Source organism: Mesorhizobium sp. M0768 (assembly GCF_040320195.1).
Lineage (GTDB): Bacteria > Pseudomonadota > Alphaproteobacteria > Rhizobiales > Rhizobiaceae > Mesorhizobium.
The window spans coordinates 148,672-172,916 of sequence record NZ_JAMYPD010000001.1 but is presented as its reverse complement, the minus strand read 5'-3'; the positions used below and the strand labels follow the sequence as shown (position 1 = coordinate 172,916).

At 62.6% G+C, this 24,245-nt stretch carries 17 protein-coding genes; 12 read left to right on the top strand and 5 right to left on the bottom strand.

Going from position 1 to position 24,245, the window contains the following annotated elements; genetic code table 11:
• Nucleotides 1–147 precede the first annotated feature (147 nt).
• Nucleotides 148–768, top strand: a complete 621-nt coding sequence (locus NKI08_RS00850; RefSeq protein WP_352613795.1) for a DUF1287 domain-containing protein — start codon at nt 148–150, stop codon at nt 766–768.
• Between the two features lie 12 nt (nt 769–780).
• On the opposite strand, the gene NKI08_RS00845 is transcribed toward NKI08_RS00850, so the two are convergent.
• Nucleotides 781–3,105 (bottom strand): NADP-dependent malic enzyme, encoded by a 2,325-nt coding sequence (locus NKI08_RS00845; RefSeq protein ID WP_352766693.1) that lies wholly within the window; start codon nt 3,103–3,105, stop codon nt 781–783.
• A gap of 397 nt (nt 3,106–3,502) precedes the next feature.
• Between NKI08_RS00845 and NKI08_RS00840 the strand changes: the two genes are divergently transcribed.
• Both NKI08_RS00840 and NKI08_RS00835 read left to right on the top strand, forming a co-directional pair.
• Nucleotides 3,503–4,903 (top strand): selenium-binding protein SBP56-related protein, encoded by a 1,401-nt coding sequence (locus NKI08_RS00840; RefSeq protein WP_352750196.1) that lies wholly within the window; start codon nt 3,503–3,505, stop codon nt 4,901–4,903.
• A gap of 24 nt (nt 4,904–4,927) precedes the next feature.
• Complete coding sequence (locus NKI08_RS00835; RefSeq protein ID WP_352448725.1) at nt 4,928–5,593, top strand: hypothetical protein; 666 nt, start codon at nt 4,928–4,930, stop codon at nt 5,591–5,593.
• Nucleotides 5,594–5,733: 140 nt separating this feature from the next.
• Here NKI08_RS00835 and NKI08_RS00830 read toward each other — a convergent pair whose 3' ends face one another.
• Nucleotides 5,734–6,513, bottom strand: coding sequence for an SDR family oxidoreductase (locus tag NKI08_RS00830; protein ID WP_352502482.1), 780 nt, complete (start codon nt 6,511–6,513; stop codon nt 5,734–5,736).
• Nucleotides 6,514–6,633: 120 nt separating this feature from the next.
• On the opposite strand from NKI08_RS00830, the gene NKI08_RS00825 reads away from it, so the two are divergent.
• The gene (locus tag NKI08_RS00825; protein ID WP_352766691.1) at nt 6,634–7,455 is read left to right on the top strand and encodes a UDP-2,3-diacylglucosamine diphosphatase; all 822 of its coding nucleotides are present in this window, start codon (nt 6,634–6,636) and stop codon (nt 7,453–7,455) included.
• A gap of 127 nt (nt 7,456–7,582) precedes the next feature.
• A complete protein-coding gene (locus tag NKI08_RS00820) occupies nt 7,583–8,800 on the top strand; it encodes an MFS transporter (RefSeq protein ID WP_352502483.1) in 1,218 nt (405 codons plus the stop codon).
• Here NKI08_RS00820 and dgcA read toward each other — a convergent pair.
• The gene (dgcA, locus tag NKI08_RS00815) at nt 8,771–9,754 is read right to left on the bottom strand and encodes an N-acetyl-D-Glu racemase DgcA (protein ID WP_352766689.1); all 984 of its coding nucleotides are present in this window, start codon (nt 9,752–9,754) and stop codon (nt 8,771–8,773) included. The two genes, NKI08_RS00820 and dgcA, sit on opposite strands and share 30 nt — an antisense overlap.
• 78 nt (nt 9,755–9,832) lie before the next feature.
• Between dgcA and NKI08_RS00810 the strand changes: the two genes are divergently transcribed.
• The 4 genes from NKI08_RS00810 to NKI08_RS00795 are packed head-to-tail and all read left to right on the top strand — an operon-like array spanning nt 9,833 to nt 13,915.
• Nucleotides 9,833–11,017: an ABC transporter permease gene (locus NKI08_RS00810; protein ID WP_352742600.1), complete on the top strand. Its 1,185-nt coding sequence runs from the start codon at nt 9,833–9,835 to the stop codon at nt 11,015–11,017.
• A gap of 1 nt (nt 11,018) precedes the next feature.
• On the top strand, nt 11,019–11,837 hold the full coding sequence (locus tag NKI08_RS00805) for an ABC transporter ATP-binding protein (RefSeq protein WP_352593549.1): 819 nt from the start codon (nt 11,019–11,021) through the stop codon (nt 11,835–11,837).
• 13 nt (nt 11,838–11,850) lie between these two features.
• Nucleotides 11,851–13,224 carry an MlaD family protein gene (locus NKI08_RS00800; protein ID WP_352540616.1) on the top strand — a complete coding sequence of 458 codons (1,374 nt, stop codon included), beginning with the start codon at nt 11,851–11,853 and terminating at the stop codon, nt 13,222–13,224.
• A gap of 37 nt (nt 13,225–13,261) precedes the next feature.
• Nucleotides 13,262–13,915: an ABC-type transport auxiliary lipoprotein family protein gene (locus NKI08_RS00795; protein WP_352742602.1), complete on the top strand. Its 654-nt coding sequence runs from the start codon at nt 13,262–13,264 to the stop codon at nt 13,913–13,915.
• 104 nt (nt 13,916–14,019) lie between these two features.
• On the opposite strand, the gene NKI08_RS00790 is transcribed toward NKI08_RS00795, so the two are convergent.
• Nucleotides 14,020–20,406 (bottom strand): apolipoprotein A-IV repeat region-like domain-containing protein, encoded by a 6,387-nt coding sequence (locus tag NKI08_RS00790; RefSeq protein ID WP_352766687.1) that lies wholly within the window; start codon nt 20,404–20,406, stop codon nt 14,020–14,022.
• Between the two features lie 285 nt (nt 20,407–20,691).
• On the opposite strand from NKI08_RS00790, the gene NKI08_RS00785 reads away from it, so the two are divergent.
• The 3 genes from NKI08_RS00785 (at nt 20,692) to NKI08_RS00775 (ending at nt 22,588) form a co-directional block, all read left to right on the top strand.
• Nucleotides 20,692–21,060, top strand: coding sequence for an Hpt domain-containing protein (locus NKI08_RS00785; RefSeq protein ID WP_292660938.1), 369 nt, complete (start codon nt 20,692–20,694; stop codon nt 21,058–21,060).
• A gap of 97 nt (nt 21,061–21,157) precedes the next feature.
• Nucleotides 21,158–21,478: a 2Fe-2S iron-sulfur cluster-binding protein gene (locus NKI08_RS00780; RefSeq protein ID WP_023674833.1), complete on the top strand. Its 321-nt coding sequence runs from the start codon at nt 21,158–21,160 to the stop codon at nt 21,476–21,478.
• Between the two features lie 81 nt (nt 21,479–21,559).
• A complete protein-coding gene (locus tag NKI08_RS00775) occupies nt 21,560–22,588 on the top strand; it encodes an NAD(P)/FAD-dependent oxidoreductase (protein ID WP_352766685.1) in 1,029 nt (342 codons plus the stop codon).
• Between the two features lie 27 nt (nt 22,589–22,615).
• Here the strand turns inward: NKI08_RS00775 and NKI08_RS00770 are convergent, their stop codons facing one another.
• The gene (locus NKI08_RS00770; RefSeq protein WP_352766683.1) at nt 22,616–24,097 is read right to left on the bottom strand and encodes an MDR family MFS transporter; all 1,482 of its coding nucleotides are present in this window, start codon (nt 24,095–24,097) and stop codon (nt 22,616–22,618) included.
• Nucleotides 24,098–24,245: the final 148 nt, after the last annotated feature.

Here is a 24,245-nt window from a genome sequence, read left to right as displayed (position 1 = left end):
GGCTTCGATCACGACCGGTGCTGTCATATCGACCACGCCACACGACATATTCGGACAGAACCAGAACCGCGACATCCTGGCGTTGCACGAAAAAAGGCGTATTCGCCTAGAAGAATGCCTGGATTCAGTAACGCCCGGAGGCTTGGCATGACCGCGATTACCCGTCGAGCCGCACTGCAATTTGGTCTTTTGTGCCTGGCGATGCCGGTTGCCTTGGCGCAGGAAAAGCCCATCACGCCGGATTGGGGTACCAAATTGGTCGAAGCTGCCCGTGAGCAGATCGGCGTCACCACACTCTACGATCCGACCTATACACGCCTGGCCTATCCGGGCGGGGACGTTGAGCCCGAGCGGGGTGTGTGCACGGATGTCGTGATCCGTGCCTATCGCCGCGCCTTCGATCTCGACCTGCAAAAATTGGTGCATGAGGATATGCGGGCCAATTTTGCCGCCTATCCGAAGGCTTGGGGCTTGAAAGCGCCGGACCGCAACATCGACCACCGCCGTGTGCCCAATCTTGCGGTCTATTTCGAGCGGCGCGGTGCCGCCTTGCCCGTCAGCCAAGACCCCGCCGATTATCGGCCTGGGGATCTCGTCGCCCAGATGCTGCCCGGCAATCTGCCGCATATTGCCATCGTGTCGTCCAATCGCTCCACATTGGTACCGACAAGAAGACTGGTCATTCACAATATCGGCGGCGGCGCCAGGGAAGAGGACACTTTGTCTGCCTTCAGGCAGACAGGGCATTTCCGGTTCAAGCCAATCTGAGAAGGCCCATGGCTAGCCCAGCTCGACGATGGCTTGCGCCTTATGCGCGGCTTCGACCACTGCCAGTGCGGTCATGTTGACGACACCGCGCGACGTCACCGACGGCGTCAATATGTGCGCCGGGCTGTCGGTGCCGAGCAGGATCGGGCCGACATGCAGCGCGTCCATCATCGTGCGCAGCGCCGTCAGTGTGATGTTCGCCGAATCGAGATTGGGGAACACCAGCAGATTGGCTTCGCCTTTCAGCCGCGAATGCGGATAGACGCGTTGGCGCAGCTGTTCCGACAGTGCCGAGTCGGCATGCATCTCGCCGTCGCATTGCAGGTCGGGCGCGATGCGCGCCAGGATTGCCGCTGCCTGCCGCATCTTCATGGCGCTTGGCGAATCGCGGGAGCCGAAATCAGAATGCGACAGTAGCGCTGCCTTGGGCTCGATGCCGAAACGCTGAATTTCCTCGGCCGCCAAAACGGTCATTTCCGCAATTTCTTCGGCGGTCGGGTCGACGGAGACATGGGTATCGGTGAGGAAAATGATGCCGTGCTGCGAAATCAGCATGGAAAGCGTCGACAGGTCGCGATCCCTAATGCCGGCGCGCGGTCCGATGATCAGCGTGACGTTGCGCAAATGGCGCTCGAAACGGCCTTCGAGGCCGCAGACCATGGCGTCGGCGTCGCCGCGCTTCAGGGCAAGGGCGGCGATCACCGTATTGTCGGTGCGCACCATAGTGCGCGCGGCTTCCGTCGTCACCCCACGCCGGCCGGCAAGCTCGATCAAAAGGTCGACATAGTGGCGGTAACGCGGATCGTCTTCCGGGTTGATCAGGCCGAAATCGACGCCCGGCTTGATGCGCAGCCCGTAGCGCTTCAGCCGCACCTCGATGACATGCGGGCGGCCGATCAGGATCGGTTCGGCAATGCCTTCCTCGAGCACGACCTGGGCGGCGCGAAGCACGCGCTCGTCCTCGCCGTCGGCATAAATGACGCGCTTGGAGCTCGACGTCTTGGCCATCGAGAATACCGGCTTCATGACCAGGCCGGAGCGGAAGACGAAGCGGTTCAGCTTGTCGATATAGGCGGCGAAATCGGTGATCGGCCGGGTCGCGACGCCGGTCTCGCAGGCTGCCTTAGCGACGGCAGGGGCAATGCGCAGGATCAGCCGCGGATCGAAAGGCGAGGGGATCAGGAACTCCGGACCAAAGATCGGCGTCTCGCCGGAATAGGCACGCGCGGCAACGTCGGACGGCTCTTCGCGGGCAAGCGCTGCAATCGCTCGCACGGCAGCCATTTTCATCTCTTCGTTGATGGCGCTTGCGCCGCAATCCAGCGCGCCACGGAAGATGTAAGGAAAACAGAGTACGTTGTTGACTTGGTTGGGGAAATCGGAGCGGCCCGTGCAGATCATCGCGTCGGGCCGCGCTGCCCGCGCCGCTTCCGGCATGATCTCGGGATTGGGATTGGCCAGCGCCAGGATCAGCGGCTTGGGCGCCATGTGGTGGAGCAATTCCGGCTTCAGCACGCCGGCGGCAGACAGGCCGAGAAACACGTCGGCGCCGGGCAGAACGTCGGCCAGCGTGCGCGCCTCGGTGTCCTTCACATAGGGGTCTTTCCAGCGGTCCATCTCCTCGACGCGGCCCTTATGGGCGACGCCGAACCGGTCGGTGACCCAGATGTTTTCGACCCGCGCGCCGAGCGAGACCAGAAGGTTGAGGCAGGCGAGCGCCGCAGCACCTGCGCCCGACGTGACGATCTTGATGTCCGCGATGGACTTGCCGGCGAATTCCAGCCCGTTGAGCACGGCGGCGGCGACGATGATGGCGGTGCCATGCTGGTCGTCATGGAAGACCGGTATGCCCATGCGCGCTTTCAACTGCTCCTCGACCTCGAAGCATTCGGGCGCCTTGATGTCTTCCAGGTTGATGCCGCCGAAGGTTGGTTCCAGCGCCGAGATCGTCTCGACCATGCGCTCGATGCCCGGTGCGTCGATCTCGATGTCGAAGACATCGATGCCGGCGAACTTCTTGAACAGCACCGCTTTGCCCTCCATCACCGGCTTGGAGGCGAGCGGACCGATATTGCCGAGGCCCAGCACCGCCGAACCGTTGGTGACAACGCCGACCAGATTGGCGCGGGCTGTATAGTCGGCGGCGGTTGCCGGGTCGTCGCGGATTTCAAGGCAGGGGGCGGCGACCCCCGGCGAATAGGCAAGCGCAAGGTCGCGCTGATTGCCCAGTGGCTTCGTCGCCTGGATTTCCAGCTTTCCGGGACGGGGGTGCTTATGGAAATAGAGCGCTGCTTCGTCGAGGTCGGATCGGGCCGCCTTCTTGCTTTCGCCTGTCATGACGGCCGCCTCCTCAGTTCAGTCCGTTTGATGTTTTGAGTCTCTTAGCATGCAGCCGAGGCTTTTCGAGAGGTGATATGTCGCAAGCGCGAGCTTGCGGCTTGCACCCCCGCCCTCCTGTGCGGTCTGCCATTGAGATGTTGGGGCGATAGGCGGGGTGCTGCGGCGAGGTACGCCGCCCAGTTCGAATGTCTGGTGGCGCTCGTCGCTCAGAGGCCTCGCGGCGAAACAAGTCGACATTGCAGTTCTCCAAAATCCGTGAGATTCTTCGAAAAGTCGCACGAAATAGCGTGCGAACAACAAAGCGCCCCGACGTTTTCGGCGGACATCCAAACGCATCACAGATCGTGCCCCTGATTGTCGGTCGGACTGCTTAACCTGCCAAGGGAGGACGACAATGACTGTACGGCCAGACCCGACTTTCCACGCGACTGCCAAGCTCGCAATGCAGGCGCCAGTCGAAAATTTTGCCTACACTTTGATGTTGAGTCCCGACTTCTCTCAGCCAGATGGACTAGCCATAGTTGACGTAAACCCGAAGTCGAAGGACTACGGCAAGGTCGTCCATAGCGTGATAATGCCGAACAAGGGCGACGAGTTTCACCATTTCGGCTGGAACGCGTGCTCGTCGGCCCTTTCGCCGCTGAATGGTCACCCGTTTCTCGAGCGCCGCTTTCTGATCATTCCCGGTATTCGATCTTCGCGCATTTACGTCATAGACACCAAGGGCGGACCGACCAAGGCCAAGATCCACAAGGTCATCGAGCCAGAAGAGGTGTTTGCCAAGACGGGCTATTCCAGGCCTCATACGATTCACTGCGGTCCGGAAGGTATTTATGTCTCGACGCTTGGGGGCGGTGGCCCTGACGGCACCGACGGACCTCCCGGCATCTTTGTCATGGATTGCCAGACGTTCGACGTCATCGGGCGCTACGAGATCGATCGCGGGCCGCAGGACAAGCAATATGATTTCTGGTGGAACCTGCCACGCGACTACATGGTGTCGAGCGAGTGGGCCCTTCCGCCCCAGTTCGAGCAGGGCATCGTGCCTGAAGACCTCCTGTCGAACAAATATGGACACCGGGTGCATTTCTGGAATTTGCGCGAACGTAGGAACGTGCAGACCATCGATCTGGGCGCCAACCACCAGATGGCGCTGGAAGTCCGCCCCGCCCATGACCCGGTCAAGGAATACGGTTTCCTTGGAGTGGTCGTCGACACGACAAACCTCGAGGGATCGATCTGGACCTGGTGGCGCGAGGGCGGCAAATTCCATTGCGAAAAGACGGCGACCATCCCGCCCGAGGCAGCCGCTAAGGATGACCTGCCGCCGTTGCTTCAGGGCTTCGAGGCGGTGCCGCCGCTAGTAACCGACATCGACCTGTCGCTCGATGACCGATTCCTCTACGTATCCTGCTGGGGCACCGGCGAGATGCGCCAATACGATGTGACCGATCCGATGAAGCCTAAGCTTGCAGGGTCCATCCATATTGGCGGCATCACGCGCAAGACCAAGCATCCCGGCGGCGGCGACTACAGGGGCGGACCGCAGATGGTCGAGATCAGCCGCGACGGCAAACGCGTTTACTGGACCAACTCCCTGTATTCGACTTGGGACGACCAGTTCTATCGCGATGGTATTCCGGCAGCCATGGTCAAGGCCAATGTCGGCGAGAACGGTGGGATCACCCTGGACAAGGACTTTTATGTCGAGTTCCCCGAGGGGTATCGCTCCCACCAGATTCGTCTGGAAGGCGGCGATTGCTCGACGGATTCGTTCTGCTATCCGTCGGTGTAACCGACTGCCCGGGTCAATAAAGCGATGAGCGAGTGGACGACGGCCGGTCTCTGGCTGGCCGTCGTCGCCAGCGGTATTTATCACGGTATCAATCCTGGCATGGGCTGGCCGTTGGCCGTTTCGACCGGACTTTTGGATAGACGTGCCGGCGAATTGTTCCGGGCGCTCGGCCTTTTGGCAATGGGCCACTTTGTGGCGATGATCGGTATCCTGCTGCCCTTCGGCGCGATGCTGACGCTCATCGTCTGGGAACGACAGATTCGCATCGCGGCGGGATTGATTGTGATCGCAGCCGGGATCTATCTCCTGATCAACCGGCGCCACCCGCGTGTTCTTGCCCGTATCCCGCCGGCACAACTGGCCTTGTGGTCCTTCGCGGCCGCCACCGCGCATGGCGCCGGGCTGATGCTGGTGCCGATTTATCTCGGCCTGTGCCAGGCAGGCGATCTCGATGTTGGACACCAGGCGGCTATAACGCTCATGGCAGGTAATCTGATCACCGCCACCGCCGTCTCCGTAGTCCATACGGCCGCGATGATTGTAAGCGGCGGTGTTATCGCCATTGCCGTCTATCGATGGCTCGGACCCAAGTTCATCTCACAAAGCTGGTTCAATCTCGACACTGTGTGGGCCGTGAGCCTGATCCTGGTGGGGGGAATTGGGATCGCGAGTATCGGATTCGCTCGGTAGGTTGCATGCATTGGCAAAGGAATTCTCCCTTCTCCGGATGTCAGGAAAGATCAGATCGCATCATGCGGCGCTCGCAACCCAACAACCGCAAAGGGTCGTTCTTCCGCCGTCCAGCGGGTATCAAGCCTTGGATTCTGCCACTAAAACGCACTGACATAGAGGCCGCCGTCGACCGGTATGTTCTGACCGGTCAGGTAACCGGCATGGACCGAGCAGAGGAAGGCGCAGATCTGGCCGAATTCCTCCGGTGTACCGAGCCGTTTGGCCGGAACGTTGGCTGCTGCTTGCGCTTTGCGCGCGGCGGCGGCGGCTGGATCTTCGGGCGTGCCGGCCTCGTGCGGGCCGCGCAGCCGGTCGGTGTCGAGTTTTCCCGGCAGCATGTTGTTGATCGTCACATTGCGGTCGATCACCGTCCGCGCGACGCCGGCAAGGAACGAAGTGAGGCCGGCGCGGGCGCCGGACGACAGGTCGAGGCCGGGGATAGGCACATAGACCGACAGCGAGGTGATGTTGACGATGCGGCCGAAGCCGCGCGCCGCCATGCCGTCGATCACGGCCTGAACCAGTTCGACAGGGGTCACCATGTTCTGGGTGACGCCCTCGAGGATCTTTTCGCGGTCGAGCGCGCGGAAATCGCGAAACGGCGGACCGCCATTGTTGTTGACGAGGATGTCGGGATCGGGGCAGGCGGCAAGCAGCGCCTTCTGGACATCGGGCTTGGATACGTCGCCGACGATTTCGGTCACCTTGACGCCGAATTTCTCGCGCAGTTCAGCGGCGGTTTTGGCCAGCACGTCGGCGTTGCGGCCATTGATCACCAGATCGCAACCTGCCTCTGCCAGTGCCATGGCGCAGCCGCGTCCCAAGCCTTTGCTCGAAGCGCAGACGATGGCCTTCTTGCCGCGAATGCCGAGATCCATGGTGATTTTCTCCTCCGATTGCCGCGGCAACCTATCCGGATGGCTGGACCAATCGCAACCGTCATACGGTTGTTGCATGAATCGGGGCATAGGCTCAGGCGAAAGCAACGGTGACAAATGATGTCCGGCGCAGAGCCCCGCACTTTCCGCAGCATGTTCATCTCCGACGTCCATCTCGGATCGAAGGCGGCGAAGGCCGAATTCCTGATCGATTTCCTGCGCCATCACGATGCCGATATCATCTATCTCGTCGGCGACATCGTCGACGGCTGGCGCCTGAGACGAAGCTGGCATTGGCCGCAAAGCCATAACGACGTGATCCAGAAATTGCTGCGCAAGGCGCGCAAGGGCGCCAGCATCACCTACATCGCCGGCAACCATGACGAGTTCGCGCGACAGTTCCAGGGCGTTCATTTCGGCGGCATTGTCGTCGCCGACCGCGCCATCCACGAGACCGCCGATGGCAAACGCCTTCTTGTCATCCATGGCGACCAGTTCGACACCGTCGTCCATAATGCGCGCTGGCTGGCCTATCTCGGCGACTATGCCTACGACGCGGCGATGCTGCTCAACCGCGTCATCACACGTCTGCGCCAGGTGCTCGGCCTGCCCTACTGGTCGTTCTCGTCCTGGGCCAAGGTCAAGGTCAAGAAGGCGGTGAATTTCATCGGCTCGTTCCAGACCGCGCTGACCGAGGAGGCGCGCCGCTCGCATGTCGACGGCGTGATCTGCGGGCACATCCACCATGCCGCGATCGAAAGCTATGAGGACGTGCAATATATCAACACCGGCGATTGGGTGGAGAGCTGCACGGCGGTGGTCGAGCATTTTGACGGCCGGATGGAGATCCTGCACTGGGCGCATGTCCTGCCGGAGACTCCGGTCGGCAGCGAGGTGCTCGTGCCGATCGACATCAAGGGCAGGGCAGTCCAGGCGGCTTGACCAAATCCGGCCGCATCTCGCTTCAATCGGTTAGGCCAGCGGTTTCATCGACTTTTTCGCCGTGTTAAGCAGCGGCAGGTGTGGCGGGCCGACCCGGCTGAATGCCGTGCCGACGGATCGCCTGTCAATGTCCTCGCTGCCGCCGCTTTCGCCCGAACAGCTCGTCAAGCCACGCCATTTCGAACTGCGCATGAGCTTGATCTTCTTTACGCTCTTCGTTCCGCTCGGGACGCATGTGCCGTATTTCCCGCTGTGGCTGCAGGCGAAGGGGTTCCATGCCGAGCAGATAGCCGTGATCCTCGCCGCGCCGATGTTCCTGCGCGTGGCGACGACGCCTTTTCTTACGGCGCTGGCAGACAAAGCGAGCGACCGCGCCAATGTCTATGTTGCGCTGGTCGCCGCATCGCTGATCCTGTCCGCCGGCTACCTCCTGCCGCCGACCTACGCAACGGTACTTGCCGTGTCGTTGGCCCTGACGGTCGTCTGGACGCCGCATTCGCCGATTGCCGATTCGCTCGCCCTTTCAGGTGTTCGCCGCTTCGGCTCGAATTACGCAAGCATGCGCAAATGGGGCTCGATCTCCTATCTCTGCGCCAATCTCGCCGGCGGTTTCATCCTGTCGGCGAGCGGTGCCCAGGCTGTCCCGGTGATCATCTTCGCGGCGCTGTTTGCCGCGCTAGCCGCCGGACTGATTGCGCCGCGCCTCGGCCGTCCACGCCGCGCCTCGCCGCTTTCGGCCGCCGATATCCAGCAATCGGCACCGAAACTCCTCAACCGATACTTCCTCTATTTTTCGACAGGCGTCGGCGTCATCACCGCCAGCCACGCATTTCTCTACGGTTTCGTGTCGATCTACTGGAAGTCGATCGGCATCAGCGATTCGGTTGTCGGGCTTCTGTGGGGCTGGGGCGTCGTCGCCGAGATATGCATGTTCGTCGTTTTCACCCGCGCTTTCGCCTCCTTCTCGGTCGTCTCGATCATGCTGATTGCCGGGATTGGCGCAATCGTGCGCTGGTTCGCCTTTCCGCTGATCTGGCCGCTTGGGCTTGGCGTTGGCGGGTTTTTCGCGATCCAGACGCTGCACGCGGTTTCGGTGGCGCTGGTGCTGATCGGCCTGCAAAAGATGATCGGTGAGACGGTCGCGGAAGAACGCACCGGGGCGGCGCAAGGCATCGCCTACTTCTCCAATGGCTTCTTCATGGCGGCGGCGACGCTGATTTCCGGTCCTCTTTACGACCGCTTCGGCGCGAATGGCTTCTTTGCGATGATCCCGATCGCCCTGACGGGCCTGGCTCTGATCGGGCTTGCCGCGCGTTCAGCCCCACAGCGCCCGCTCGGGCGGTGACACCAGCGAACCTTGGTAGACGAGACCGGGAACGCGGTCGCGGGCCAGCAGCAGCGGACCGTCGAGATCGACGAAATCGGCATCCTGCGCCAACAGCACGGCCGGCGCCATCGCAAGCGATGTGCCGACCATACAGCCGACCATGACACCAAGACCCAGTTCGCGGGCGCGGTCGCGAAGCACGAGCGCAGCGGTCAGGCCACCCGATTTGTCGAGCTTGATGTTGACGGCGTCGTAAAGGCCGACAAGCGCTTCAAGGTCCTTCGCCTCGTGCACGCTTTCGTCGGCACAGATCGGTACCGGATGCGCGATGTGGCGAAGAATACCGTCATGTCCCGCCGGCAGCGGCTGTTCGATCAAGGCGATACCGTGCTCGGCGGCAAAGGCGAGGTTTGCGACGATATTGTCGTCATTCCAGCCCTCATTGGCGTCGAGAATGATTCGGCTGTCGGGTGCTGCCGCCGTCACTGCACGGATGCGCGCGATGTCGTTGTCGCCGCCGATCTTGACCTTGAGTAGCGGGCGCTGGGCGTTAGCGCGGGCCTGCGCCGCCATCGCCTCCGGCTCGGCGAGCGACAATGTATACGCCGTCTCAAGCGGTCGTAACGGAACGGTTCGTATCGTATGCGCCACCGGTGTTCCGCTGATCTTCGCTTCCAGGTCCCAGAGCGCGCAGTCGATGGCACTGCGTGCCGCGCCGGCAGGCATGGCATCGAGCAGGGCGATGCGGCTGATGCCGCGCGCGATCTCGCTGCGCATCGCCTCGATCGCGTCGCGCACATCCTCCATGGTTTCGCCATAGCGCTTGTAAGGGACGCATTCGCCGCGTCCTGTACGGCCGTTTTCGGTGATGGCGCAGGAAATCACCTCCGCTTCGGTCTTCGAGCCGCGCGAAATGGTAAAGGTCCCGGCTATCGGAAAGCGCTCGGCCTCGACCGAAATGACACGCGCCATATTTTTCTGCTCCGGCTGTGCAACAAGGAGGATATCGGCAAATCGACAGGTCGGCCCCGTCAGGCTAAACAGGACGCCATGTTGACCATCCGCAAACGCGACGCAAGCGGCCCTGCCAAGGAGCCCGACCACCAGCCGCGCATCGCGATCGGCGAGGAGGGCGGCGTTCTCGGCTGCGCTTTCTCGGGAACCTGGACGACGCGCACCGTGGCGCTGGTCGATGCCGAGATGCGCAAGATCGAGAAGCGCAGCGGCTTCAAGACGCTGGCGCTCGACCTTTCACAAATCGAGAAGATGGACACAGCCGGGGCGTGGCTGATCGACCGCCTGGTCAGCAGCTTCGAAAAGAAGGGCGTCGAGATCACGATGCAGGGGCAAAGCGAGATTGCCTCGATCCTGCTCGGCGCCGTCGGTGATGCGGTCCGACGCGAGCCCGAATCAGGTCCGGCAAAGCCGCCCAACTTCATCATTCGCGGGCTCGAGGCGGTTGGCCGGCGCGTTTATGAGATGCGCGACGATTTCCTGGCCGCAATGAATATCCTCGGCGCCACGATACGCGGCTCGCAGATGAAGCTTGGCCGTGGCCATGCCGTCAACATGGCGGCGATCTTCAACCAGATCGATCGCATGGGTGTCGGCGCCATACCGGTAGTCGTGCTGATGTCGGCCATCGTCGGTGCGATCGTCGCCCAGCAAGGCGCTTATCAGCTCAGCTATTTCGGCGCCGACATCTTCGTCGTCGACCTGGTCGGGGTGCTGATCCTGCGCGAGCTCGGCGTGCTGATGACGGCGATCATGATCGCCGGCCGCTCCGGCAGTGCGATCACCGCCGAGATCGGCTCGATGAAGATGCGCGAGGAGGTCGATGCGCTGAAGGTGATCGGTCTTAATCCAATCGGCGTGCTGGTGTTTCCGCGGCTGGTCGCGCTGGTCATCGCGCTGCCTTGCCTGACGATCGTCGCCAACTTTGCCGCGTTGGGCGGCGGCATTTTGGCTGCATGGCTCTACTCCGATATTGCACCGGCAGCGTTCATCGACCGGCTGCGTGTCGCAATCGACCTCAGCACCATCTTTGCCGGCCTGATCAAGGCGCCGTTCATGGCCATGATCATCGGCATAATCGCCTCGGTCGAGGGCATGAAGGTTGGCGGCAGCGCCGAATCGCTTGGCCAGCATGTGACCGCCTCAGTGGTGAAGTCGATCTTCGTGGTCATTATCCTCGACGGGCTTTTCGCCATGTTCTATGCAGCGATCGAGTTCTGAGATGGCGCTGCCGGGCACAAACACGACCAAGGTGGCGGCGAAAGCCAAAGAAGACGAGATCGTGCTGTCGGCGCACGACGTCACGGTGTCGTTCGCCGATCAGGTCGTTCTCGACAAATTATCGCTCGATATCTGGCGCGGGGAGATTCTCGGGTTCGTCGGTGCCTCCGGTGCCGGCAAATCTGTTCTCTTGCGCACCATCCTTGGCTTGACGCGCAAGCAATCGGGAACAATCAAACTGTTCGGGGTCGACGTCGAGAGGGCAACCGAAAGGGAGCGCCTTCGCATCGACATGCGGCTTGGCGTGCTATTCCAGCATGGTGCGCTGTTTTCGGCGCTGACCGTCCTCGAAAACGTCCAGGTGCCGATGCGCGAATATCTCGATTTGCCGAAGAAGCTGATGGACGAACTTGCCATGCTCAAGGTCGAGCTGGTCGGACTGCCGCCGGATGCGGCGCAGAAATTCCCCTCCGAGCTCTCCGGCGGCATGATTAAGCGTGCTGCGCTGGCGCGCGCTCTGGCGCTCGATCCGGATATCGTCTTCCTCGACGAACCGACTTCCGGGCTCGATCCGATCAGCGCGGCTGAGTTCGACGAATTGGTCGTCAAACTGCGCGATACGATGGATTTGACCGTGTATATGGTCACGCACGATCTCGACACGCTGTTTACCGCGTGCGACCGCGTGGCGGTGCTCGGCAACAAGAAAGTGCTGGTCGAGGGCACGATCGACGACATGCTCAGGAGCGAGGAACCCTGGGTAAAATCCTATTTCCGCGGAAAACGCGCCCGGCAACTTGATCTTGCGGCGCGCGCATAGCCATAAGTGAGCAATGGAAACCAGGGCCAACTACGTCATTGTCGGCATTTTCACGCTGGCCGCGATCCTCGCGGCTTTCGCTTTCGTCTATTGGACGGCGGCAATCGGCGAAAAGGGTGAGACGACGGTGCTGCGCGTGCGCATTCCAGGCTCCGCTTCGGGGCTCGGCCGTGGCAGTTTCGTGCTGTTCAATGGCGTCAAAGTCGGCGACGTGCGCCGTGTCTATATCGACGTCGACAATCCGACCGCTGCTATCGCCGACACCGAAATAGACCGGAATACGCCTATCACCAAGTCGACGCAGGCCGATATCGGGCTTGCCGGCCTCACCGGCCAGGCCAACATCGAGCTCAAGGGCGCCGACCCCAAAGAGCCAAAACTTCTCGACGAGGCGGAAAAGGAAGGCCGTGTCGCCGAGATCGTTGCCAACCCGTCGGCGGTCACCAATCTGCTACAGACAGCGCAGAACATCTTCACCCGCGCCGACAAGGTCCTTTCGGAGCTCGAAGGCTTCACCAAGGATGTTCGCGGGCCGCTGACGCAGACCGTCAACAATGTCCAGACCTTCTCCGATGCACTGGCTAGGAATGCGGACGGCGTCGACAAGTTCCTGGCCAGCGTCAGCTCGCTGGCGGACGAACTGAAGGGTGTTTCAGGCAAACTCGACGGCACCCTGAAGGCGGCGGAAGGGCTACTCAACGCCGTCGACAAGGACCAGATCAAGAGCATCGTCGCCAATGTCGACACGGTCACTTCCAACCTCAAGGAAACCAGCAAGCAGTTCGACACGGTCATCAAGAACGTGGACACCGCGGTCGGCTCGATCAACGACTTCGCCCAGAAGACGCAAGGCACACTGGCCAAGGTCGACGGCGTTCTCGACGGCATCGATCCGGCTGAGGTTCGCACCGCGCTGGCCAATATCCAGAAGGCCAGCGAAAACGCCAACGAGGCTGCCGCCGACATCGCCAAGGTGACCAACAAGTTCGCCAACCGGGCCGACGACATCGACGAAACCATCAAAGACGCGCACCAACTCGCAGGACGCCTCAACGATGCCTCGGTGCGAGTCGACGGTATCCTTGCCAAGGTCGACAAACTGCTCGGCTCCGGTCAGGCCGACGGCGTCATGGCCGATGCCAGGGCGACGCTCAAATCGTTCAAGCAGGTCGCCGACACGCTGAACGCCCGCCTCGGCACCATCACCGACAATCTGGCGCGGTTCTCGGGACAGGGGCTGCAAAACGTCGAATCGCTGGTCCAGGACAGCCGTCGTTCGATCAACCGCATCGAAGAGGCGGTGACCGACCTCAGCCGCAATCCACAGCGGATCCTGTCCGGCGGCGAGGGTGAGGTCCGGCAGTTCGACGGCAGGGTGCGCCGTTGACTTCGGCCTGCGCCCACCGCAAGAACATAGCTGGCAGATGCGCATTGTTTCCACGATCCGGGGGGGATCGCGTTTGAAGTCGATCAGTTCAGGCAGCGTCAGATCGAGTGGGTTCAAGGCCGGAGTGGCACTGCTGGCGCTTTCGCTCGCCGGCTGCGCGGCGCTGGGCGGCAAGCCGGCGCCGCTGGATACGTTCGAGCTTTCGGCGCCGTCGCTGGAAGCGCGTGCCCACAGCCGTCGCCAGATCCTCATCGCCCAGCCATCGGCGCTCAAGGCGCTGGACAGCCAGAACATCGTCATTAAGCCATCGCCGCGATCGATCCAGTATCTCAAGGGCGCGCAATGGGCCGACCGGCTGCCGATGATCGTACAGGCGCGGCTGGCAGAGACGTTCCAGCGCTCGGGCAGCTTCACCGGCGTTGGCAAGCCAGGCGAGGGGCTGGCGATCGACTATCAGGTGATCGTCGAGATCCGCTCGTTCGAGGTGCGTGTCGACGGCGGCGAACATGCCGAGGTCGAGCTGTTCGTGCGCCTGTTGAACGATCGCAACGGTGAAGTGCGGGCGTCGAAGACGTTTAGCGCCATCGCGCCCGTTTCGGGCAATGGCAACCAGGCCTATGTCGGCGCGCTCGATGCCGCGTTCGGCGATGCGGCAGGGCAAATCGTCCGCTGGACGGACACCGTGATCTGACACAGCCGGAACTGCCGGCACGGCACTCTACAGCGCCAATGGAATTCAGTACGGCATAAAAAAGGCGGGAAATCCCGCCTTTTCGTTTGTTCTCTGTCGCCCGCTTAGTGCAGGCGGCCGCTGGCGTGGGCCAGCATGGTGTAGACCTTGCCGGTATCCGACGTCAGGTAGGTCTGTGCCATGATGTTGTCGCGGTCGTTGCGCGACACGTCCTTGAGCAGCTTTTCGAAATCGTCACAGTAACGATCGACAGCAGCGCGGAACTCCGCCTCCGACTGATATTTGCGGCGGATCTCGTCGAACGTCTGCTGGCCCTTCAGCGTGTAAAGTCGGCGCGTGAAGACGTCGCGCTCGCCGCGCCGGTAGCGGTTCCACAGCTCGATCGAGGCATCGTGATCGATGGCGCGTGCGATATCGACCGAGAGCGAGTTCAGCGATTCCACGACATGAAGCGGCGACCGCGCAGCGGGAGCCGGGCGCGGCGCTTCGGCAGGCGCTGCCGGCTTGGCGTCGTCTTCGCGTGATGCACCGGTCAGGAGGTCACGCACCCAACCGCCCTGCGGCGTGCGGCCGTTGGGGTCGCGCTGGCGCGGCGCTTGGTCTGCGGGACGTTCGAGGTCGAGCGTGCCGCGCAGCGCCGTCTCGCCCGAAGGCGCCTGCGGTGCACGGCGCTGTTCGGGAGCCGGAGCCGGGCGACGTGGCGGTTCGGCGGGGCGTGCGGCAGGCGCTTGCGGCGCCGGACGCAGGTTGCGCTGTTCCGAACTGTCGGCGCTGCGGCCAGATTTCGCAACGATTTCAGAAAGTTCCTTCAGCGCGTTGATCTGCTCTGAAACGGCACGGCGGATAGCCGTGGTTGATTCCTTTGCCTCTTCCGGCATCTCGATGACGCCTTTCTTAAGCTCGGCCCGGGTGAGGTCGAGCTCGCTCTTGATCGAGCCGGCGGTACGCCGCATCTCCTCGGTCGCATCGGCAAAGCGCTTGGTTGCCGAATCGACCACTTCGGAAATCGCGGTACGGATCTTGTCGGCGGATTCCAGCGTCTTGCCTTCGGCGTTCTGCAGCGTCTGGCCGACCAGATTCTCGAACGAGCGCATGACCCTTTCGAGATCTTCCGATTTCTTGACAAGACCGACGGCAAGGTCCTCCAGCGACGATTGCCTTTCGAGCGTGTGCTCAAGATTGCTCTGGGCCGAGCTCAACAGGTCCGAGGCACTGGAAAGCAACCGGCTGTGCTCGTCGAACTTGGTGGCGATTGAAGCAACCTCGCGCAAGGTCGACGACGACAGCTCGGTGAGCCGCGTCGTGTTCGAATCGACCAGACGCGCCGAACTGGCGAAGGTCTGCGCGGTCTTTTCCGTGGTCGCCGCGAAGCTTTGCGTGCTCCCGGTCAGGCGTTCGTCGACCTGGCCGAGATTGGTCGCCGCCTGCTCGATCAACTGACCGAGCTGCGAGCTGGAGGTGGTCATGCGGCCGATGAGGTCGGCAACGCTGTCGGCAAGCGTCGAGCGCGCGCCTTCGACGGCCGACAGGGTTTCGGCCGTACGGCTGGCGAGGGCGTCGACGAGGGCGGCGTTTTGAGTGCGCAGCTTCTCGGTCGCACGTTCGGTGACCTCTTCCATGCTCTTTTGCAGCTCGGAGCCGCCCTGGGCGAAGCGCTCGACCAGAGGCCGTGCCGTCTCGTCCAGGATTTTCGATATTTCGGCCGAACGTGCCGCAAGCATCGTATTGAGCTCGCGAGTATTGGCACCGATGGTCTTTGCAGCGTCATTGGTGCTCTGGCCGATATGCTGGCCGACCGCGGTGAAGGTTTCGGCGATCGAGTTGGCGCGCGAGACCAGTTGCGCCTCGGCACCCGAGACTTGTTCGTTGAGCTTTTGGCCCATTGTCTCGGCGGAGTAGGCGAGGCGGTTCTCGACGGTGGCGACCTGCTCCTCGACGCGGGCCGCAGTGGCGGCAGCACTCGATGCCAGGCGTTCGTCGGCACCGGCAAGCAGCTGCTCGATTTCACGGGCATGGACGGCGAGTTCCTGGCCAGTCTGCCTGGCGCGTTCGGCAACCCGCTGCTCGGTGCTGGTGAAGGCACCGACAATGGTGTCGGCATGTTCGCCGATTGCGGTGCTGCTGTCAGCGATACGGGCCACCAGGCGATGATCGGCCTCCTCGAAGATGCGGCCGATCTCGGACGCACGGGCCGAAAGTGCTTCAGAGCCTTCGGCAATGCGCGAAATAAGTTGCTGGTCGGCGGCATCGAAAATGCGACCGAGATCCGACGCACGTGCCGCGAGAGCTTCGGCGGATTCGCCGATGCGCACGCCCAGCCGCTCGTCGGCTGTTTCGAAATTGCGCAGGATGTCGCCGGCACGCGCAGCCAGCGACTGGGCCGTTTCGATGGCGCGAGAGACCAGCCTGTGGTCCGCCGCGTCGAAGGTACCGGCAATCTCACTTGCCCGGGCTGCCAGCTGATCGGCCGTTTCCTGGGCACGCGCGAACAAGGTGTTCGACGTGTCGTCGACGCGGGCAATCAGTGCGCTCGACGTATCCTCGGCGCGGGCGGCGAGGCGACGATCCGCCTCCTCGAAGGTGCGGGCGATGTCCTCCGCCCTGGCGAGCAGGGCGGCCGAGGTCTGCTCGGCGCGCTCGGCGATCTTGCGGTCGGCATCGCTGAATGCCGCGCCCGCCTGCTCATGCAGCGCGCTGGTAACTTCCATGACCTTCTCGCGCAGCGCGCCGGCGACGAAGACCGCGCTTCTTTCAAGCACACTGCGCACGTTGTCGACACCCGTCGACAGCGCCCGCTCCATTGTGCTGGCGCGCTCTTCAATGATGCCTGTCTGCCGGCTGAACGCCTGCTCGATCTTTTCTACGTCCGCAGCGATCGCATCGGAGATGTCGGTGCTCCTGGCGGCGATCTGGTCGATATGGCCGGACAGCGAACGGTCGACATCCTTGCGCGTTTCGGCGAGCCTGGAGAGATCGTCCTGCAATGCGCGGGTCAGCACGTCGCGGCCCTCGCTCAGCTTGCCGACATGACCGGCGACGATCTCGTCGACTTCGCTGCGGCTCATTGCAAGCCTCTCCAGATCGGCTTCCAACGCGCGCCTGAGTATGTCGCGGCCTTCCGCCAGTTTCTCAACCTGGCCGGCAACCAGCCCATCGATGCTCGAGCGGCTTTCGGCCAGCTTGGCGAGATCGTCCTCGAGCGCCTTCGACAGGGTCGAGCGGTCCTGGACGAGCTTCTCTGCGTGGGTTGCGACAAGGCTGTTGACGTTGCCGAGATCGGCTTCCAGCGCACGCGAAAACTGCGCGCGATTATCGGTCAATAGCTGCGACTGATCGGCGATGGCGCCCCTGATCGTGCTGAGATCGGCCTCCAAGGCGCGCTTGAGGATGTCGCGGCCTTCGGCCAGCTTCTCGACCTGGCCGGAAACCAGTCCGTCGATGCTCGAGCGGCTTTCGGCCAGCTTGGCAAGATCGTCTTCCAGCGCGCGCTTGAGGATGTCGCGACCCTCGGCCAGCTTCTCGACCTGGCCTGCGACCAGCCCGTCGATGCTCGACCGGCTCTCTGCCAACCTGGCAAGATCGTCCTCGAGCGCTTTCGACAGGGCCGAACGGTCTTCGGCAAGCTTGTTCATATGTTCGGAGACGACGCCCCGCACGGTCTCGAGATCGGTCTCCAGTGCCCGCGACAGCTGACCACGGTCTTCCGCCAGCTTTTCGGACTGGCTGGCGATGACGCCCTTGACGGTGCTCAGATCGGCTTCGAGCGCACGCTTGAGGATGTCGCGGCCCTCTGCCAGCTTTTCGACCTGGCCGGCAACCATCACATCGATGCTCGAGCGGCTTTCGGCCAACTTGGCGAGATCGTCTTCGAGCGCCTTCGAAAGGGTCGAACGGTCTTCGGCGAGCTTGTTCATGTGATCGGAGACAACGCCCCGCACGGCCTGCAGGTCGCTCTCCAGTGCCCGCGACAACTGGCCACGGTCTTCCGCCAGCTTTTCGGACTGGCCGGCGATGACGCCCTTGATAGCGTTCAGGTCCGATTCCAGCGCGCGCTTGAGGATGTCGCGGCCTTCGGCCAGCTTCTCGACCTGGCCGGCAACCAGCCCGTCGATGCTCGACCGACTTTCGGCCAGCTTGGCAAGATCGTCTTCAAGCGTCTTCGAAAGCAGGCTGCGATCATCGGCGAGCCTGCCCGAATGATCGGCGATCAGGCTCCTGATGTCGGACAGGTCGTTATCGAGTGACTGGGAAAGCCCGCTGCGGTCTTGCGCCAATTTCGCCGAATGGGCCTCGATGAGGCCATTGATGCCGGCAATGTCGGCTTCCAGCGCACTAGCGAGTATGGCGCGGCCCTCGGCGATCTTTTCGACCTGACCGGCGACGAGGCCGTCGATGCTGGCGCGACTCTCTGCCAGTTTGCCGAGGTCGGCCTCGAGCGCGCGCGAAAGGATGCTGCGGCCTTCGGCGAGCTTGCCGACATGCCCGGCAACCATTTCATCAATTATCGTACGGGCTTGCACGAGTTTTCCAGAGTCTTCGTTCAAGGCCTGGGCAAGCCTGTTGCGACCCTCTTCAAGGCTTTCGAGATGGCTGCCCAGCGAAGCGTCGATCGCTGCGCGCGATTCATTGACCTTGCGCAGATCCTCTTCAAGGGCGCGCGAGATCAGGCCGCGGCCTTCGGCTAGCTTCTGCACCTGGTTAGCCACCGCTGCGTCGATTTCGGCGCGACCTTCGGCGAACTTCGCCAGATCGGCCTGCATTGCCGCCGCCATCCGGTCGCGGCTTTCGGAAAGCTTGCGGCTGTGGTTCTCGACGGCTTCCTCGATGCCGGCGCGAGCATCGGCAAGCCGCTCGATGTCCGTATCGAACGAACGCGATACGACATGGCGCGCCGCTTCCATGCGCCCGGCGAAATCGCCGGCGCGGGCTTCAAGCATGGTCGAGGTCGATGAAATGATATCGGCCATGTCGGCGCCGATCTGGGTCTTGCCCTGATCGATCATCGCCGACAGCGTCTCCTTGCTATCCTGGAAGGTGTGGGCGATTTCGCGCGCGCGCTCGACCAGCGTCTCGTTGATCTGGCGTGCGCGAGCCTCCAGCGCGGCGTTGAGCTTCTGCGTGCCGGTGTCGAGCGCCTCGGCGCGGGTCTGGAACTCGCTGATCAGCGCCTGGCCACGTTCAGCAAGCGTCCGCTCGATGCCGTTGAGACTGGCTTCGAATTCCGAATTGAGTGTGCGAGCGGCACCGCCGAGCAGCGACACCATGCCGCTCGTGCGGTCGTCGAGCAGGTCGGTCAGTGACCGCGTCAGGCCGTCGGTGGTGTCCGTCAGCTTGGCGATCCGGGTGTCGAGCAGGCTGGCGAAGGCCTCGCCCGACGTCGACAGCCGATCGGTGATCGATTCGAGCCGGCCTTCCACCGAATCGAAGATCGACATCGAGCTTCCGTTGATCCTGTCGATCAGCGTGTCGCCGGATTCGTTGATCGTCATCGACAGCTTGGTCGAGGCGTTGAGAATGCTGTCGCGAATGATATCGCTGGCGGCGTTGATCTCGTCTTTCAGTGTCTCGTGGGCGCCGGTGATCGAGGCGCGCACGCGCTCGGCATGGGTGACGACCGCTTCGCGCTCGCTGCCCAGCCCGTCGACCAGCGAGCGGATGCGGGACTCGTTCTCTGAATAGGAGCGCTCGATCTGGTTCACCTCGCTGTGGACCAGCGTTTCGAGCTCGACGGCACGCGCAAGCGTGCGTTCGATGCCTTCGCCCATGGCTGCCACCTCGCGGCGAACCGCTTGGCCGATCATCATGACGCGATCCTGGGCAAGATTTTCCGGCTCGGCCAGACGGAAGGCCACCTCGGTCATCGACTGCGCGGCAAGGCGCATCTCCTGAGCGCGGCGAATCATCACTGCGAATGCCCAGAACAGGATGACGGGCACTATTGCCGCGACCGCCAGGCCGATCAGCTCCGGACGGGCGAAAAACTGATCGAAGGTGCGGATGTTCCAGATGCCAGGTCCGAACAACAGGTTCGCAAGGCCGCCAGCGCCGGCGATCCAGGCCAGCGAAACGAGAGCCACGACCCAGTAGATCGTGTTCGACGCGCGCCGATTGAGGGTGTGCAGGAGCGTCTTATAGTCTTTTTGACGATCGTCGTTGGCCGGCGAGAAAGCTGCCGGCTGGGAGCCATTGCGCGTTGCGACAGGACGCAACTCAGCCGGCTTGGCCTTTGGCGCGGGATTTGCGATCTGCCTTTGATTGGCGGCAGGTGCCGCGTTCTGGGTCTGGTCCGGGGCAGGCGCTTCGTTCTGGCTGCGACCTTCGCGCGCCAGTTCGTCGGCGGCTTGCGATATTTGTGCTTCGAGATCTTCCATGGATGCAGCCATGTCGAAGTCGCCGCCGGCATCGCCGCTCAGATCGATATCAAGTGCCTTTTCAAGTTCCCTGGCTACGTCGCTGTCGAGCGTTCTTGTCGTCGTTGGTTTCTTCGCCATGCCTTCGCTACCCTGTACAAGCTGCCGCGGGACTTATGGTTGTGCTTATTGATTCTGCCTAGCGTGTCCCGCGCAGGAGGCTGAAAATGGACCTGTCGTATCGTAATGACACAGCCGGGTAAAGAAAACATGCATTCCGCCCGATACGTAAAACTTTAAATATAAGGTTAACACAGCCGTGATTCCGGCGCCGTTATCGCGACATTTTTCCGGGCCAATCATTAACCCGTTGTCCACCGGATACGCCTAGTTTTTGCGGCGGTCGAAGAACGGAGTCTCAAAGTGATACGTGGCGAAAACGGCATTGCCTTCTCGATGCCCGGCGGCGACGTGTCGGGGACAGCCGGGGCGCGGCCGATCGACCTGGCGCATCTTGCGCGCCAGACGATGGGCGATCGGAGCCTCGAGCAGGAGGTGCTGGCTCTGTTCGTGCAGCAGGCGCTGTCGGTGCGCGACAAGATCGTCGATGCGGATGTCAGGCAGCGGCTGCTATTGGCACACGGGCTCAAAGGCTCGGCGCGCGGGGTCGGCGCCTTCGCCATTGCCGATTGCGCCAGCGCGATCGAATGCCGGCCCGAAGACGCCAGCACGCTGAAGCGGCTTGGCTCGCTGATCGAAGAAGTGCGCGACTTCGTCGCCGCCATCAGCCGATAGCGCTTATTCCCAAAACGCCACACAGCGGCGCTTTGGCGCCGCAGTTGACTTGTCCGGCAGAGTGATTATGTCGGCTCAGACTCCCTTCAGGTGACAAATGACCAAACTGACCTTCATCGCCCATGACGGCACGCATTTTGACGTGGATGCCGAAAACGGCTCGACCGTCATGGAAAATGCGATCCGCAATGCGGTGCCGGGAATAGAAGCGGAATGCGGTGGCGCCTGCGCCTGCGCGACCTGCCATGTTTATGTCGACGAAGCCTGGACGGCGGAGGTCGGCGAGCCGGAAGCCATGGAAGAGGACATGCTGGATTTCGCCTACGAGGTCCAGCCGAACTCGCGGCTGTCATGCCAGATCAAGGTGCGCGACGCCCTCGACGGGCTGGTCGTGCGCGTGCCGGCCCGCCAGGGCTGAAACCGATTTTTGCCGCTGCCGCTTGGCAGCGGGCGAATGGTCATGCAGTGTCGCGCGTTTTCCCATAAAGGCGCATGCTTCATGACGGCTATCAACAAGACAGACGTACTCATTGTCGGGGCAGGGCCCGTCGGCCTGTTTGCGGTGTTCGAGCTCGGCCTCTTCGACATGAAGTGCCATCTGATCGACATACTCGACCGGCCCGGCGGGCAGTGTGCCGAACTCTACCCGGAAAAGCCGATCTACGACATTCCGGGCTGGCCCTCGATCTCGGCACAAGGTCTGGTCGACAAGCTGCTTGAGCAGATCGCGCCGTTCAAGCCCGAATTCACCTATAACCGCATGGTTTCGGGCCTGGAAAGGCTGGACGACGGCAGCTTCCGCGTCACCACCGACGAAAACGAGGTGTTCGAAGCCAAAATTGTGGTGATCGCCGCCGGCGGCGGCTCTTTCCAGCCGAAGCGGCCGCCGATCCCAGGCATCGAACCTTATGAAGGCAAGAGCGTGTTCTACTCGGTGCGCCGGATGGAGGACTTTCGCGGCCATGACCTCGTCATCGTCGGCGGCGGCGATTCGGCGCTCGACTGGACGCTGAACCTGCAGCCGGTGGCCAAGAGCGTGACACTGGTGCACCGGCGGCCCGAATTCCGTGCAGCACCCGACAGCGTCAACAAGATGTATGCCATGCAGGAGATGAAGCAACTGGAATTCCAGGTCGGACAGGTGACTGGCCTGGCCGGCGCCGACGGCCGGCTCGCCTCCGCCACCATCAAGGGGCCGGAGGGCGATATCGAAGTGCCGTGTACGCGGATGCTGCCGTTCTTCGGCCTGACGATGAAGCTCGGCCCAGTCGCCGAATGGGGCCTCAACCTCCACGAGAACCTGATCCCGGTCGACACCGAAAAATTCCAGACGTCGGTGCCCGGCATCTTCGCCGTCGGCGACATCAACTGGTACCCCGGCAAGCTGAAGCTGATCCTGTCGGGCTTCCACGAGGTCGCCTTGATGGCGCAAGCGGCCAAGCGCATCGTCAGCCCCGGCGAGCGCATCGTTTTTCAGTATACGACCTCGTCAACCAGTCTGCAGAAGAAGCTCGGCGTGGTCGACTGAACCTCGCCATATTTTTGTCGGGCCGGTCTACTCCGCCAGGGCTGGAGCCACAGCTTCGGCATGGCCGCGAAGCGTTTTCTCCGGCATCAGCCAGAGCGTGATGAGCGACAACAGCAAGATCGCGGCCGCGGCAAGAAAGATCATCACGAACGGCATGGCCGAGGCGATATGGCTGGCCGGCTGCGTGCCTTCGCTGGCCAGCGGCAGGCCGTAACCAAGGGCGACGGCACCAAGCATGGCGACGCCGAGCGCACTGCCCAGCGAGCGGAGGAAGGTGAGAACGCCGGTCGCCACGCCAAGGTGCATGCGATCGACGGCGTTCTGGACCGAGACGGTGGCAACCGGAAAGGTCGTGCCTGTGCCCAGGCCTACGCAGGTCGTCAACACCTCGACGAGTAACAGTGAGGCATGGCCGGCGACCAGGCTGAGCACGCCGAGGCACAGGATCGAGAAAACAGTTCCGATCATGGCAATGCGCTTATAGTGGAAAAAGCGCGGGATCATTCGCGCGCTGAATGTCGCACCGGCCACCGTGCCGAGCATCAGCCCAAGCAACGCGGTGCCCGATTGACTGACCGACAGGCCGACGACCGATTGCAGGTAGACCGGCAGATAGACCGACAAGCCGACATTGGCGGCCTGCAGCAGGAACATCGACAATGTGCCGGCGAGAACGATCGGATTGCCGAGCACTTCGAGCGAGATCAGCGGTTCGGCCGCGCGCATGAGCCGCAGCGCGAACGCGCTCCAGAACACCGCCGAGCAGGCGAGCAGTCCAAGGATTTCAGGCGACAGCCACGGATACTCGCTGCCGCCCCAGTTCAAGGCAAGCAGCAGCAGCGAGGTGGCCGCGACCAGAAGCAGCGCGCCGAGGCCGTCGATGCGGTGATGTTTTGCGGCGATCGGCAGCTTCTTGAGCGGGTTGTTGATGATCGCCATGGCCAGCAGGCCGAGCGGAATGTTGATCCAGAAGATCAGCGACCAATGCAGATGTTCGGCGAAGGTGCCGCCGAGCAGCGGCCCGGCGATGCTGGCGACGGCCCATGTGCCCGAGATCCAGGCGGCGTAGCGGGCCCGCTCGCGCGGCGGCACGAGGTCGCCGATCACGGTCTGCGTCAGGGCGAACAGACCGCCGCCGCCGGCGCCCTGGATCGCCCGGCCGACAACCAGGACCAGCATGTTGGGGGCCGTGGCGCTGACCAGCGAGCCGGCGAGAAAGATCAGGATTGCAGCATAGACGGTCGGCCGGCGACCATAAATATCGGAGATCTTGCCGTAGAGCGGCGCCACGGCGGTCGCGGTCAGAAGATAGCCGGTCACGATCCATGGCAGATATTCGGCATGCCCGAGCAGACGTGCCATCGTCGGCATCGCCGGCGCGACGATGGTCTGGTCGAGCGCCGCCAGCAGCATCGACAAAAGCACGCCGCCGATGATGGCGTTTTTCTCGGTTTCGGTCAGCGGCGCGCTGGTTTCCACCATCGTTTGCTTGTCGACAGCCTGGTCCATATCCGTTCATCCATTATGCCTGCGTGCCCGTCCGCGACGGGCTGGGAAGCATCTAGTACGCCGATTGGCGTTGCCGGAGGCTGATCCCTGCGAACCTGGCATATGTCGTTCGCTATAGGCCGATTTCGACAGCGGCTCGAAAGTTTTC

Bases quoted from the DNA above. Each gene is read 5' to 3' on its own strand.
- NKI08_RS00850 (WP_352613795.1), top strand. From the start codon at position 148: ATGACCGCGATTACCCGTCGAGCCGCACTGCAATTTGGTCTTTTGTGC.
- NKI08_RS00845 (WP_352766693.1), bottom strand. From the start codon at position 3,105: ATGACAGGCGAAAGCAAGAAGGCGGCCCGATCCGACCTCGACGAAGCA.
- NKI08_RS00840 (WP_352750196.1), top strand. From the start codon at position 3,503: ATGACTGTACGGCCAGACCCGACTTTCCACGCGACTGCCAAGCTCGCA.
- NKI08_RS00835 (WP_352448725.1), top strand. From the start codon at position 4,928: ATGAGCGAGTGGACGACGGCCGGTCTCTGGCTGGCCGTCGTCGCCAGC.
- NKI08_RS00830 (WP_352502482.1), bottom strand. From the start codon at position 6,513: ATGGATCTCGGCATTCGCGGCAAGAAGGCCATCGTCTGCGCTTCGAGC.
- NKI08_RS00825 (WP_352766691.1), top strand. From the start codon at position 6,634: ATGTCCGGCGCAGAGCCCCGCACTTTCCGCAGCATGTTCATCTCCGAC.
- NKI08_RS00820 (WP_352502483.1), top strand. From the start codon at position 7,583: ATGTCCTCGCTGCCGCCGCTTTCGCCCGAACAGCTCGTCAAGCCACGC.
- dgcA (WP_352766689.1), bottom strand. From the start codon at position 9,754: ATGGCGCGTGTCATTTCGGTCGAGGCCGAGCGCTTTCCGATAGCCGGG.
- NKI08_RS00810 (WP_352742600.1), top strand. From the start codon at position 9,833: ATGTTGACCATCCGCAAACGCGACGCAAGCGGCCCTGCCAAGGAGCCC.
- NKI08_RS00805 (WP_352593549.1), top strand. From the start codon at position 11,019: ATGGCGCTGCCGGGCACAAACACGACCAAGGTGGCGGCGAAAGCCAAA.
- NKI08_RS00800 (WP_352540616.1), top strand. From the start codon at position 11,851: ATGGAAACCAGGGCCAACTACGTCATTGTCGGCATTTTCACGCTGGCC.
- NKI08_RS00795 (WP_352742602.1), top strand. From the start codon at position 13,262: ATGCGCATTGTTTCCACGATCCGGGGGGGATCGCGTTTGAAGTCGATC.
- NKI08_RS00790 (WP_352766687.1), bottom strand. From the start codon at position 20,406: ATGGCGAAGAAACCAACGACGACAAGAACGCTCGACAGCGACGTAGCC.
- NKI08_RS00780 (WP_023674833.1), top strand. From the start codon at position 21,158: ATGACCAAACTGACCTTCATCGCCCATGACGGCACGCATTTTGACGTG.
- NKI08_RS00775 (WP_352766685.1), top strand. From the start codon at position 21,560: ATGACGGCTATCAACAAGACAGACGTACTCATTGTCGGGGCAGGGCCC.
- NKI08_RS00770 (WP_352766683.1), bottom strand. From the start codon at position 24,097: ATGGACCAGGCTGTCGACAAGCAAACGATGGTGGAAACCAGCGCGCCG.